Here is a 12,543-nt window from a genome sequence, read left to right on the forward strand (position 1 = left end):
CCATGGAAATCCTTGAGACCGCCTTCATGCAGCGGGCGCTGATCGCCGCCGTCCTGGTCGGCGTCACCGCGCCCGCCGTCGGCATCTACCTGGTCCAGCGCCGCCAGGCGCTGATGGGCGACGGCATCGGCCATGTGGCGATGACCGGCGTCGGACTGGGCTTCCTGCTCTCCACCAGCCCGGTGTGGATGGCCACGCTCGTCGCGGTGCTCGGCGCCGTCACGATGGAGCTGATCCGGGCGTACGGCCGCACCCGGGGCGACATCGCGCTCGCGATGCTCTTCTACGGCGGGATGGCGGGCGGGGTGCTGCTGATCAACCTGGCCCCCAACGGCTCCAACGCCAACCTCAGTTCGTACCTCTTCGGCTCCCTCTCGACCGTCTCCCCCGCCGACGTCACCACCATCTCGCTGCTCGCCGGATTCGTGGTGCTGGTCACGGTCGGGCTGCGGCGTCAGCTCTTCGCCGTCAGCCAGGACGAGGAGTTCGCCCGGGTCACCGGGCTGCCCGTACGCGCCCTCAATCTGCTGATCGCGGTCACCGCCGCGGTGACGGTGACCGTCGCCATGCGCGTGGTGGGACTGCTGCTCGTCAGCGCGTTGATGGTGGTGCCGGTGGCGGCGGCGCAGCAGGTGACGCGCTCGTTCGTGGTCACGTTCGTGCTCTCCGTGGTGATCGGCACGTCGGTGACCCTGGCGGGCACGGTCGCCTCGTACTACCAGGACGTTCCGCCCGGCGCGACGATCGTGCTGATCGCGATCGGCGTCTTCGTCCTGCTCACCGCGGTCGCCACGCCGCTGGCCCGGGCCCGCGCGCGGGCCTCGCGGGAGGCCGGGGAGGCCCCCGTACCGGCGGCCGGAAGCGTTCCGGAGCCGGCGGCCGGCGGGGAGGTCCCGGGCGCGCGGCGGCCCCGCGAGGACGCGACGGCGTGACCGGCGGCCCTCCCCGGACTGGCAGAATGGGACCGTAGGGAAGCGGGCAGATGCCCGAGGGACACGGGCAGAGGGCAGCGAAGGCAAGGAGGCACCTGTGACGACTGCGTCCAGCGGTGGACCGGGCGCGGCCCCGGTGCGTGGCCGGTCGACCCGTCAGCGTGCCGCGGTGGCGGCCGCGCTCGACGAGGTCGACGAGTTCCGCAGCGCCCAGGATCTCCACGACATGCTGAAGCACCGCGGCGACTCGGTCGGGCTGACCACGGTGTACCGCACGCTCCAGTCGCTCGCCGACGCCGGCGAGGTCGACGTGTTGCGGACGACCGACGGCGAGTCGGTCTACCGGCGCTGCTCGACCGGCGACCACCACCACCATCTCGTCTGCCGGGTCTGCGGCAAGGCGGTCGAGGTCGAGGGACCGGCCGTCGAGCAGTGGGCGGAGACGGTGGCCGCGCAGCACGGATTCGTGAGCGTGGCCCACACGGTGGAGATCTTCGGGACGTGCGCCGCGTGCGCGGAGGCGGCCACGAAGAACTGACGAGGGGCGGCGACGGCCCGGCGCCGCATCGGCCGGGCCCGCGCCTCCTGAGTCCTCCGCTACGCTCCGCTCCCGCTCCCCCCGGCCGCCTTCTCCGCGTCCTGCGCGACCTGGTTGGGCAGGGCGCCGCCGAACCGGCGGTCCCGGGCCGCGTACTCCAGGCAGGCCCGCCACAGGTCGCGGCGGTCGAAGTCCGGCCACAGCACGTCCTGGAAGACCATCTCGGCGTAACTGCTCTGCCAGATCAGGTAGTTGGACGTACGCATCTCACCGCTCGGCCGCAGGAAGAGATCGACGTCCGGCATGTCGGGGTAGTAGAGGTACTTGGCGAAGGTCTTCTCGTTCACCTTGGCCGGGTCCAGCTTGCCGGCCGCCACGTCCCGCGCGAGCGCCTGCGCCGCGTCCGCGACCTCGGCGCGCCCGCCGTAGTTGACGCAGAAGTAGAGCGTCATGGCGTCGTTGTCCTTGGTCTGCTCCTGGGCGACCTGGAGCTCCTGGACGACCGACTTCCACATCTTGGGCATCCGGCCGACCCAACGGATCCGGATGCCCAGCTCGTCCATCTCGTCGCGGCGGCGCCGGATGACATCGCGGTTGAAGTTCATCAGGAAGCGCACCTCGTCGGGGGTGCGCTTCCAGTTCTCGGTCGAGAAGGCGTACAGGGAGAGGTTCTTGACGCCCATCTCCAGGCATCCCTTGAGCACGTCGAGCACGACGCCCTCGCCCACCTTGTGGCCCTCGGTGCGCGGCAGCCCGCGCTCCTTGGCCCAGCGGCCGTTGCCGTCCATGACACAGGCCACGTGCTTGGGCACCAGCTCACCGGGGATCTTCGGCGGCACCGCGCCCGAGGGGTGCGGCTCCGGTGTCCGGTACTCGCGGCGGGAGCGTCCCAGGATTCCGCGTCGTGCCATGCGCTTATCGTCTCCTAGTTCTTTTCTACATACCTGAGTGAGCGCAGGCCGCGCTCCAAATGCCAGTGCAGATAAGCGGAGACCAGCCCGCTGCCCTCCCTGACATGACGTGCCTCGCACGCGTCGGCCGTCGCCCAGTCCCCCGTCAGCAGCGCGCTGAGCAGGCCGACGGCCTCAGCAGAGGGTACGACGCTGCCGGGCACCCGGCAGTCGCCGCAGATGATGCCGCCGGCGGCGACGGAGAAGAACCGGTTGGGCCCGGGCAGCCCGCACCGCGCGCAGTCGTCGAAGCTCGGCGCGTACCCGTTGACGGCGAGGGAGCGGAGCAGGAACGCGTCGAGCACGAGATGGGGCGCGTGCTCCCCCCTGGCCAGGGTCCGCAGCCCGCCGACGAGCAGCAGATACTGCTGGACGGCGGGCTCGCCCTCGTGGTCGGTGAAGCGCTCGGCCGTCTCCAGCATGGCCGTCCCCGCGGTGTACCGCGCGTAGTCGGCGACGATCCCGCCCCCGTACGGCGCGATGGTCTCGCTCTGGGTGCAGAGCGGCAGCCCGCGCCCGATCAGCTCGCTGCCGCGCGCGAAGAACTGCACGTCGACATGGGAGAACGGCTCCAGCCGCGCCCCGAACTTCGACTTGGTCCGCCGCACCCCTCGCGCGACGGCACGGACCCGGCCGTGCCCACGGGTCAGCAGCGTGATGATCCGGTCGGCCTCGCCGAGTTTCTGGGTGCGCAGCACGACGCCGTCGTCCCGGAACAGACTCATGCCGCCCATTCTCCCGCATGCGCGGAGGCCGGGACGCCCCCCTGTGCGCCCCCTGTGCGGCTCCTACGGCAGGGTCGCCGAGGCGGCCAGGAGAAGGCGGGCGGTGTCGTCGGGGCAGAGCTGGAGGGCGCCGCCCACGATGCTGAGGACTTCGCGCTCGGCGGGGCTGTAGGCGCCGTCGGCGAGGGCGATACGGGCGCCCTGGAGGAGGATCGACTCGCGGCCCGCGGGGGCGAGATGGGGGGCGAGGGGTTCCAGGGACTCGTGGAGTTCGATGGCGAGGGCGGCGCCGAAGGGGCCCGCGTCGATGAGGAAGCGGCCGGTGTCGGCGGCGAGCGCCTCGACCAGGTCTGTCAGCCGTTCCTCGGTGCACTCCTCGAAGCCGGCCGCGCGGACCGTGTGGACGGCGGTCTCCCGGACCGTACGGGAGGAGGTGCCGCCCGCGGCGAGGACCGCGAGGGCCACCGTGTGGACGGCGTCGCGGAGCATCGCGGAGAAGCGGATGGTGGTGGGGTGGTCCAGGATGTCCGTACCGAAGTGGGCGTGGCAGGCGGCGCACTCGACGACGGGTCCCGCGGTGCCCCGGGCGAGGAGCGGGATGCCGAGGACGGTGAAGCGGCGGCGCCCGGTGCGGCGCCGGTAGTTGCGGTCGCCCCCGCAGTCGGGGCAGAAGAACTCGCCGTCGCCGACCGTGGTCCAGGACGTACGCACGCCGCAGAGGCGCGGTTTTCGGCCGCGTGGTCCTTGGGCTGGCAGCACGTCGCGCACCTCCGTCACGCTCCGGCGACGCTTCTTTGCGCCGCACGCCGCAGCTCCGCCGTGTCCCTCCCCGTCCCTGGGATTCCGGACCCGGCGCAGCCGCGTTGACGTGATGTTAGCCACATCCGTGAGGCGGCGTCAGCACCGCGTAAACGATTCGCCGTGACATGGCCGAACCCCGCCGGTCACGTACGGTGGCGGGGTTCGGAAAAGCTCAGGTCAGCGCCGGGGGCCCGGCGGCGGGGCGGTGACTCAGCGGCTCGCGCGGTTCACGGCGGAAATGACCGCCTTGAGTGAAGCGCGGGTGGTGTTGGCGTCGATGCCGATGCCCCAGAGGACCTTTCCGTCCATGGCGCACTCGATGTACGAGGCGGCCTTGGCGCTCGCGCCCTCGCTCATGGTGTGCTCCTGGTAGTCCAGCAGCCGGGCGTCCACCCCGATCTGGGCCAGGGCCTCGAAGAAGGCGGAGATCGGACCGTTCCCGGTGCCGGTCAGGACCGTCTCCGTACCGTCCACGACGGCCTGGACGGTGAGGGTGTCCCGGCCGTCCGTGTCGATGGTGGACTGGCCGGAGCGGAGCTGGATACGGCCCCACGGGTTCTCCGGGTTGGGCAGGTACTCGTCGCGGAAGACCGACCAGATCTGGCCGGGGGTGACCTCGCCGCCCTCGGCGTCGGTCTTGGCCTGGATGATCCGGGAGAACTCGATCTGCATCCGGCGCGGCAGGTCCAGCTTGTGGTCGTTGTTCAGGACGTACGCGATACCGCCCTTGCCGGACTGCGAGTTGACGCGGATGACCGCCTCGTAGGAGCGGCCCACGTCCTTCGGGTCGACCGGCAGGTACGGGACGGCCCACTCGATCTCGTCGACCGGCCTGCCCTGCGCGGCGGCGTCGGCCTCGCGGGCGTCGAAGCCCTTCTTGATGGCGTCCTGGTGGGAGCCGGAGAAGGCGGTGTAGACGAGGTCGCCCGCGTACGGGTGGCGCGGGTGGATCTCCATCTGGTTGCAGTACTCGCTGGTACGGCGGATCTCGTCGATGCGGGAGAAGTCGATCTGCGGGTCGACACCCTGCGAGAACAGGTTCATGCCCAGCGTCACCAGGTCGACGTTGCCGGTCCGCTCGCCCTGTCCGAAGAGGCATCCCTCGATCCGGTCGGCGCCGGCCATCAGCGCCAGCTCGGCGGCGGCGACGGCGGTGCCCCGGTCGTTGTGCGGGTGCACGGAGAGGCAGATGTGCTCGCGGCGGGAGAGGTTGCGGGACATCCACTCGAAGCGGTCCGCGTGGGTGGAGGGCGTGGAGCGCTCGACGGTGGCGGGCAGATTGAGGATGATCTCGCGGCCGGCCTCGGGCTGCCAGACGTCCATGACGCCCTCGCAGACCTCCAGCGCGAAGTCCAGCTCGGTGTCGGTGAAGATCTCGGGGCTGTACTGGTAGCCGAAGACGGTCTCGGGGCCGAGGATCTTCTCCGCGTACTCCCGTACCAGCCGGGTGCCGTCCACGGCGATCTGCTTGACCTGCTCCTTCGTGCCGCGGAAGACGACACGGCGGAAGGTGGGGGCGGTGGCGTTGTAGAGGTGCACGGTGGCGTGGTGGGCGCCGCGCAGCGACTCGACGGTGCGCTCGATCAGCTCCTCGCGCGCCTGGGTCAGGACGGAGATCGTCACGTCCTCGGGGATCGCGTCCTCTTCGATGATCGACCGTACGAACGCGAAGTCGGTCTCGCCGGAGGAGGGGAAGCCGACCTCGATCTCCTTGTAACCCATGCGGACCAGCAGGTCGAACATCTCGCGCTTGCGCGCCGGGGACATCGGGTCGATCAGGGCCTGGTTGCCGTCGCGCAGGTCGGTGGAGAGCCAGCGGGGGGCGACGGTGATCCGGTTGTCGGGCCAGGTGCGGTCGGGGATGTCGACGGCGTCGTACGGGCGGTACTTGTGGACCGGCATGCCGGAAGCGCGCTGGGTGTGGGTCGCGGTGGTGATCGGCGTCGGACGGCCGACAGGGGATGCGGTCATGGCGAGGGCTCCTGGCTCCTGGAGTATCTGGAGTGTCCTGTGGGACTGAGGGACGGCCGACGGGACGTGGTCACCGCAACGCCAGACTCCGCGGGGAGGGGGTCGGCCTGTCGACTACAGACCCTCGCCGCGGCAGCTAAGGAGAAGCAGCCCGAAACGCATGATGCTCAGCACCTTAACCGAGGCGGGGTGCGCGTGCCGTTCCGTATCACTATGCGGAATCGGAAGGCGGAACCAGCGGGATCAGATGATGACCTTACCGGCAGGGATCACTCTTTTTCAGTAAAGACTGTCACAACCAGCGACAGAGTCATAACGGGCTGCCACATTGCTGCCATGGACCCCAACGCATCCGCCGCCACCTCCGCCGGAACCCCCGCGCGACCCCCTGCCGGACCCCTCACCGCCGCCCCGGTCTTCTGCGCCATCGTGCCGCCGCACATCCTCGACAAGCTCGCGCAGTCCGAGGACCTCGCGCTCTCCGGCCCCGCGCGCCGCACCCTGGAGGCCGACTCCACGCAGCGCACCCGCCGCCGGCTGACCGCCCTGGCGCCGCGCCTCACCCCCACCACGCGGGAGGCGACGGGCACACCGCACCGCACCATCCACGACTGCCGGCACGGCACGGCGCTGCCGGGCACGAAGGTACGGGAGGAGGGCTCCGAGCCGAGCGGGGACGCCACCGTCAACCGCGCGTACAGCGGCCTCGGCGCCACGTTCGAGCTGCTGCTCTCGGCGTACGGCAGGGACTCGCTGGACGGCGCCGGGCTGCCGCTGGCCGCCAGCGTGCACTACGACCGGGAGTACGCGAACGCCTTCTGGGACGGCGAGCAGATGGTCTTCGGGGACGGTGACGGGGAGGTCTTCCTCGACTTCACCCTCCCGGTGGATGTGATCGGCCACGAGCTGACGCACGGCCTCACCCAGTACACGGCGAACCTCGCGTACTACGGCCAGTCGGGCGCCCTCAACGAGTCCCTCTCGGACGTCTTCGGCACGCTGGTCAAGCAGCACGCCCTCGACCGGACGGCCGACCAGGCGGACTGGCTGATCGGCGAGGGACTGCTCGGGCCGCGCGTCCACGGGGTGGCCCTGCGCTCCATGAAGGCCCCGGGCACGGCGTACGACGACCCGGCCCTCGGCAAGGACCCGCAGCCGGCCACCATGGACGACTACGTACGGACCAGCAAGGACAACGGCGGGGTGCACATCAACTCGGGCATCCCGAACCACGCGTTCTACCTGCTGGCCACGGAGCTCGGCGGCAAGGCGTGGGAGCGGGCCGGGCAGATCTGGTTCGACGTGCTGACCGGCGGGGAGCTGGAGGTGGACGCGGAGTTCACGGACTTCGCCCGTCTGACGGTCGCGGCGGCGCGGGCCCGCTACGGGGACGCGGCGGAGCTCGAAGCGACGGTCAAGGCCTGGTCCCAGGTGGGCGTCCCGGCCACCTGACGCGGGCCGGCACGATTCACCCCCGGTACGGGCGGCCGGGCCTACCGTCGCCGCCCGTACCCGTACTAGACAGGACCCATGCGTATCCAAGTACGGCGTACGGGCGGCTTCGCCGGCATCGAGCGGACCGCGGAGGTCGACACGGCCGACCACCCCGACGCCCCCCACTGGCAGGCCCTGGCCCACCGAGCCCTCACCGGCGGCACCCCCGCCCCGCGCACCGGGGTCCCGGACGGCTTCGCGTACACGATCACCGTGGACGGCCGCACGGTCCACTGCGCGGACCCGCACCTGACGGACGCGCAGCGGGAACTGATCTCGCGGGTGCTGAAGGAAGGGGCGTGAAAAGGGGCGTGAATCCGGACGCCGAAGCGGCGTGCGTCGCTCTCAGAACCCCAGCTTGCGAAGCTGCTTGGGGTCCCGCTGCCAGTCCTTGGCGACCTTGACGTGCAGGTCGAGGAAGACCGGGGTACCGAGCAGGGCCTCGATGTGTTTGCGGGACTTCGTCCCGACCTCCTTGAGGCGCTTGCCCTTCGGGCCGATGATGATGCCCTTCTGGCTCGGGCGCTCGATGTACACGTTCGCGTGGATGTCCAGCAGCGGCTTGTCCGCGGGGCGGTCCTCGCGGGGCAGCATCTCCTCGACGACCACCGCGATCGAGTGCGGCAGCTCGTCCCGTACGCCCTCCAGCGCCGCCTCGCGGATCAGCTCGGCCACCATGACCTGCTCGGGCTCGTCGGTCAGGTCGCCCTCCGGGTAGAGCGGCGGGCTCTCCGGGAGCAGCGGAACGAGGAGGTCCGCCAGCAGGCCGACCTGCCGGTCGCCGACGGCCGAGACGGGGACGATCTCCGCCCACTCCAGGCCGAGTTCGCGGCCGAGCTGGTCGATCGCGATGAGCTGCTCGGCGAGTGTCTGGGAGTCGACCAGGTCGGTCTTGGTGACGACGGCGACCTTCGGGGTCTTCTTGATACCGGCCAGTTCCTTGGCGATGAAGCGGTCGCCCGGTCCCAGCTTCTCGTTGGCGGGCAGGCAGAAGCCGATGACGTCGACCTCGGCCCAGGTCGTCCGTACGACGTCGTTGAGGCGCTCCCCGAGCAGGGTGCGCGGCTTGTGCAGCCCCGGGGTGTCCACCAGGATGAGCTGCGCCTCCGGCCGGTGGACGATGCCGCGCACGGTGTGCCGGGTGGTCTGCGGCCGGTTGGAGGTGATGGCCACCTTCTGGCCGACCAGAGCGTTCGTGAGGGTGGACTTGCCCGCGTTGGGGCGGCCGACGAAGCAGGCGAAGCCGGCCCGGTGCGGGGCCTCGGCCGGCCCGGGGGAAGTCTCGGGAGAGGAGGTACGAGCGCTCATGGCGCCCATTCTCCCCGATCCTTCACCCCGCGCCGACCAGCCGCCCCCGTGAACACCCGGTCGGCGCGCCGCGTACCGCCGTCAACCGGCGGTGACGGTGGCCCGCACCACGCCGTCCGCCCCCGCGACCAGCACGGGCGTCGCGGGCCCGCCGAGGTCCCGTACCGCGGCCCGGTCCTCGTCGGACGCGCTCGCCGCTTCGGTGACGACCGCCGCGGCCTCCAGCGAGGTCGCCCCGCTGGCCACGGCCATCGCGACAGCGGTACGCAACGCGCTCAGCTTGAGCGAGTCCAGCTCCACACTCCCGGCGACATACGTACGCCCCGTCTCGTCCCGCACAGCCGCCCCCTCCGCCACCCCGTTCCGGGCCCGCGCGGAGCGGGCCAGCGTAATGATCTTCCGATCCTCAGGACCGATCCCGGCGCCATCAACGCTGCTCTGTGTCATGCCCCGAGCATAGGCAACCCGATCACTCCCCGAAGCGGGCGTCCACGCCAAGGCATCCAGCGTCCGGCATCCGGCATCCGCGCTAGGCGTCGAAGTCGTACTCCAGCACATACGACGCGGAGTCGAGCACCATCTCGTTCACCTCGACGGCCCGCTCCCCCTCGGCGAACGCCGTACGGCAGACGAGCACGACGGGCGTCCCGGCGGAGAGGCTCAGCAGCTCCGTCTCCTCCTGGGACGGCATCCGGGACCGGATCTCCTCCCTGAAGCGCACCGGCCCCGCACCGAGTTCCCCGAGCCGCGCGTAGATCCCGCCGGGCCCGGTGTCCTCCCGGGTGACGGCGGACCCGGCGACCAGGGCGGAGGGCAGGAAACTGGTGGCCAGGAGCACGGGCTTCCCGTCCAGCACGAACCTCCGCTCCCGTACGCAGACGGCGCCACCCGCCTCGATCCCCAGAACCCGTGCGATCCGCTCCGGCGCGACCTCCTCACCCACCCGGACCCGGTCCACGACGAGCTCCCGGTCCCCGGCATCCACCGCCCACACGGACCGGCCGCCGCCCCACACCTCTCCGGAGAGCCGCTGCACACCACGGCGCCGCACCGGGCGGAACGACCGGACGAACACCCCGGCCCCCTTGCGGGACTCCGCGATCCCCTCGCTCTGCAACACCCCGAGCGCCTGACGCGCCGTCATCCGGGCCACCCCATGAGCGGCCATAAGGTCGTTCTCCCCCGGCAGCCGCGCCCCGGGGCCGTACTCGCCCGCCCTGATCGCCTCCCGAAGGGTGTCGGCGATACGCCGGTACTTCGGCTGACGACCGCCGCCCGTTGTCGACATACGCAGGACCTCCCTCTTCTCCAGGCACCCTGGAGCACAGGGGTACGCACGCATCGGCATGGAGCCGTGAGCCGACCCCGGCGCTCCCGTCGTGAAGGGCCGGGGCATCGCCTACGCGGACGAACGACCGTACGGCCGGGACTTCGCCCCGGTCGGCGTGCGGGGTGCGCTCTATCGGCCGGGGTTCTCGTCTCCGGTGCCGGTGGATGTCGCGGGGGTGGCCTTCGACGATCCCCGTGTGCGGTGGGTCCGGGCCGGTCAGCTCGTGATGCGGCTGCGGGCGTTCACCGTGGTCGGGCTGGAAGCCCCGCGGACGGTGGGGCGTTGAACGCCCGCAGGGCGGTCATCTCCCTATGGCCGGTCCAGGCGGAGGCGTTCTGTTCTGGGGAGGCCCGCGACGACCAGGTCGTACGAGTCCTCGATCAGCTCGCGGACCATGCGGGGCGGGAGTTCCGGGGCCGTGATCGTGTTCCAGTGGCGTTTGTTGAGGTGCCGGCCGGGGGTGATCGCGTCGTGGGCCGCTCTCAGGCGGAGGGCCTCTTCCGGGTCGCATTTGAGGGAGAGTTTCAGGGGGGTCTCCGCCAGGGCGCAGAAGGCGAAGATCCTGCCGCCGACCTTGAAGACGGTCAGGTCGGGGTTGCGGGGGAACGGGGTGTCCTCGTAGGAGCCGTTCAGGCCGAGGCAGTACGCGCGTACCGCCTCGGCCGTCAGGGCGGGCTCGGTCATCGGGTGGGCTCGGTCATGGGGTGGGGGCCTCTGTGTGGAGGGGCTGGACCAGGACCGTGACGATCTTGTTGCGGCGGCCTGCCGGGGACTCCGCCGTGAGGCGGAGGGTGCGCCCGTCGGGGAGGTCCACCGTGGCCGTCGCGCCCGCGATGGGGACGCGGCCCAGGGCCTTCGCGAGGAGGCCGCCGACCGTCTCCACGTCCTCGTCGTCGTACTCGTCGAGCCCGAACAGCTCCCCGAGGTCGCCGATGTCGAGCCGGGCCGTCACCCGGTACGAGCCGTCGCCCAGCTCCGCTACCGGGGGCAGTTCGCGGTCGTACTCGTCGGTGATCTCGCCGACGATCTCCTCCAGGATGTCCTCGATGGTGACGATCCCGGCCGTCCCGCCGTACTCGTCGATCACGACCGCGACATGGCTCCGCTCCTGCTGCATCTCGCGCAGCAGGTCCCCCGCGTTCTTCGTGTCGGGCACGAACGCCGCCGGGCGCATCGCCGTGGAGACCAGGTCCGCCTCCGCGTCCCGGTTGATGTGGGTCTTCCTGACGAGGTCCTTGAGGTAGACGATGCCGACGATGTCGTCCTCGTTCTCCCCGGTCACCGGGATCCGGGAGAAGCCCGAGCGCAGCGCCAGCGTGAGCGCCTGACGGACCGTCTTGTACCGCTCGATGCAGACCAGGTCCGTGCGCGGCACCATCACCTCGCGGACCAGGGTGTCCCCGAGTTCGAAGACCGAGTGGACCATTCTGCGCTCGTCGTCCTCGATCAGGGACTCCGCCTCCGCCAGGTCGACCATGGCGCGCAGCTCGGCCTCGCTGGCGAACGGGCCCTTGCGGAAGCCCTTTCCGGGCGTCAGCGCGTTGCCCAGGAGGATCAGGAGCTGCGGGACCGGGCCCATGATCCTGGCCAGCGGCAGCAGGACGTACGCGGAGGCCGTCGCCGTGTTCAGCGGGTGCTGGCGGCCGATCGTACGGGGCGAGACGCCGACCGCGACGTACGAGACGAGGACCATCACCCCGATCGCGACGACCAGCGCCGCCCAGGTCTCCCGGAAGCTCTCCAGGCAGACGTAGGTGACGAGCACCCCGGCCGCCATCTCGCAGGCGACCCGTACCAGCAGCGCCACATTGAGATAGCGCGTGGGGTCGGCGGCGACCTGCGCCAGCTTCGCCGCGCCGCGCCGCCCGGACCGTACCGCCTCGTCCGCGCGGAAGCTGGAGACCCGCGCGATGCCCGCCTCGGCGGAGGCCGCGAGCCACGCCACGACGACCAGCGCGACGGCGCCGGCGATCAGTTGCGCGGTCATGTCAGCGTGGGCGCGGGCGACGGGCCGGTGAGCCCCCGCTCGGCGCGCCAGCCGTCGATGATGGCCGCCTGGAGACCGAACATCTCGGCCTTCTCCTCCGGCACTTCATGGTCGTACCCGAGGAGGTGCAGCACCCCGTGGACCGTCAGGAGCTGGAGCTCCTCGTCCATCGAGTGCCGCGTCGGCGCCTCCTCGCCTTGCCGCTCGGCGACCTCGGGGCAGAGCACGATGTCACCGAGGAGCCCCTGCGGGGGCTCCTCGTCGTCCTTGACCGGCGGACGCAACTCGTCCATCGGGAAGGACATGACATCCGTCGGCCCGGGCAGGTCCATCCACTGGATGTGGAGCTGCTCCATCGCGGCGTCGTCCACCACGATCACCGACAGCTCGGAGAGCGGGTGGATCCGCATCCGGGTGAGCGCGTAGCGGGCGACGTCGAGGATCGCCTGCTCGTCGACCTCGGTGCCTGACTCGTTGTTGACGTCGATCGACATGGTGCGCTGTGTT

General features: G+C 71.1%; 15 protein-coding genes. 5 read left to right on the forward strand and 10 right to left on the reverse strand.

All coding sequences use genetic code 11. From position 1 onward, the window contains the following. Positions 1–2 precede the first annotated feature (2 nt). Positions 3–932: a metal ABC transporter permease gene (locus AB0O07_RS27125; protein ID WP_365637891.1), complete on the forward strand. Its 930-nt coding sequence runs from the start codon at positions 3–5 to the stop codon at positions 930–932. 97 nt (positions 933–1,029) lie between these two features. Further along, positions 1,030–1,470: a transcriptional repressor gene (locus AB0O07_RS27130; RefSeq protein WP_365637894.1), complete on the forward strand. Its 441-nt coding sequence runs from the start codon at positions 1,030–1,032 to the stop codon at positions 1,468–1,470. 59 nt (positions 1,471–1,529) lie between these two features. Here the strand turns inward: AB0O07_RS27130 and AB0O07_RS27135 are convergent, their stop codons facing one another. The 4 genes from AB0O07_RS27135 to leuA all read right to left on the reverse strand — a co-directional run bounded on the left by AB0O07_RS27135 (position 1,530) and on the right by leuA (position 5,917). After that, positions 1,530–2,381 (reverse strand): isoprenyl transferase, encoded by an 852-nt coding sequence (locus tag AB0O07_RS27135; RefSeq protein ID WP_365637896.1) that lies wholly within the window; start codon positions 2,379–2,381, stop codon positions 1,530–1,532. A gap of 14 nt (positions 2,382–2,395) precedes the next feature. Next, on the reverse strand, positions 2,396–3,145 hold the full coding sequence (recO, locus tag AB0O07_RS27140) for a DNA repair protein RecO (protein WP_365637899.1): 750 nt from the start codon (positions 3,143–3,145) through the stop codon (positions 2,396–2,398). A 63-nt stretch (positions 3,146–3,208) separates the two neighbouring features. Then, a complete protein-coding gene (locus tag AB0O07_RS27145) occupies positions 3,209–3,904 on the reverse strand; it encodes a TerB family tellurite resistance protein (RefSeq protein ID WP_365637901.1) in 696 nt (231 codons plus the stop codon). A 252-nt stretch (positions 3,905–4,156) separates the two neighbouring features. Continuing rightward, entirely contained in the window at positions 4,157–5,917 is a 1,761-nt protein-coding gene (gene leuA / locus AB0O07_RS27150; RefSeq protein ID WP_365637903.1) for a 2-isopropylmalate synthase, read from the reverse strand. 336 nt (positions 5,918–6,253) lie between these two features. On the opposite strand from leuA, the gene AB0O07_RS27155 reads away from it, so the two are divergent. Both AB0O07_RS27155 and AB0O07_RS27160 read left to right on the forward strand, forming a co-directional pair. Next, positions 6,254–7,369: a M4 family metallopeptidase gene (locus AB0O07_RS27155; protein ID WP_365637905.1), complete on the forward strand. Its 1,116-nt coding sequence runs from the start codon at positions 6,254–6,256 to the stop codon at positions 7,367–7,369. A gap of 78 nt (positions 7,370–7,447) precedes the next feature. Beyond that, complete coding sequence (locus AB0O07_RS27160; RefSeq protein WP_365637906.1) at positions 7,448–7,714, forward strand: protealysin inhibitor emfourin; 267 nt, start codon at positions 7,448–7,450, stop codon at positions 7,712–7,714. 42 nt (positions 7,715–7,756) lie between these two features. Here AB0O07_RS27160 and era read toward each other — a convergent pair whose 3' ends face one another. From era to AB0O07_RS27175, 3 genes are all read right to left on the reverse strand, one after another. Next, positions 7,757–8,728: a GTPase Era gene (gene era / locus AB0O07_RS27165; protein WP_365637908.1), complete on the reverse strand. Its 972-nt coding sequence runs from the start codon at positions 8,726–8,728 to the stop codon at positions 7,757–7,759. Positions 8,729–8,800: 72 nt separating this feature from the next. After that, a complete protein-coding gene (locus AB0O07_RS27170) occupies positions 8,801–9,166 on the reverse strand; it encodes a cytidine deaminase (RefSeq protein ID WP_365637910.1) in 366 nt (121 codons plus the stop codon). 82 nt (positions 9,167–9,248) lie between these two features. Then, positions 9,249–10,007, reverse strand: a complete 759-nt coding sequence (locus AB0O07_RS27175; protein WP_365637912.1) for a GntR family transcriptional regulator — start codon at positions 10,005–10,007, stop codon at positions 9,249–9,251. 91 nt (positions 10,008–10,098) lie between these two features. On the opposite strand from AB0O07_RS27175, the gene AB0O07_RS27180 reads away from it, so the two are divergent. Beyond that, the gene (locus AB0O07_RS27180) at positions 10,099–10,335 is read left to right on the forward strand and encodes a hypothetical protein (RefSeq protein ID WP_365637914.1); all 237 of its coding nucleotides are present in this window, start codon (positions 10,099–10,101) and stop codon (positions 10,333–10,335) included. A 23-nt stretch (positions 10,336–10,358) separates the two neighbouring features. Here the strand turns inward: AB0O07_RS27180 and AB0O07_RS27185 are convergent, their stop codons facing one another. From AB0O07_RS27185 to ybeY, 3 genes are read right to left on the reverse strand one after another with little or no spacing between them, the layout of a single operon-like run. After that, positions 10,359–10,733 (reverse strand): MmcQ/YjbR family DNA-binding protein, encoded by a 375-nt coding sequence (locus AB0O07_RS27185; protein ID WP_365637916.1) that lies wholly within the window; start codon positions 10,731–10,733, stop codon positions 10,359–10,361. A gap of 13 nt (positions 10,734–10,746) precedes the next feature. Further along, a complete protein-coding gene (locus tag AB0O07_RS27190) occupies positions 10,747–12,036 on the reverse strand; it encodes a hemolysin family protein (RefSeq protein ID WP_365637918.1) in 1,290 nt (429 codons plus the stop codon). Beyond that, on the reverse strand, positions 12,033–12,530 hold the full coding sequence (gene ybeY / locus AB0O07_RS27195; protein ID WP_365637920.1) for an rRNA maturation RNase YbeY: 498 nt from the start codon (positions 12,528–12,530) through the stop codon (positions 12,033–12,035). Before ybeY ends, AB0O07_RS27190 begins: the two co-directional genes overlap by 4 nt. Positions 12,531–12,543: the final 13 nt, after the last annotated feature.

Origin of the sequence: Streptomyces sp. NPDC093085, assembly GCF_040683935.1 — a bacterium.
In the GTDB taxonomy this organism is placed as follows: Bacteria; Actinomycetota; Actinomycetes; order Streptomycetales; family Streptomycetaceae; genus Streptomyces.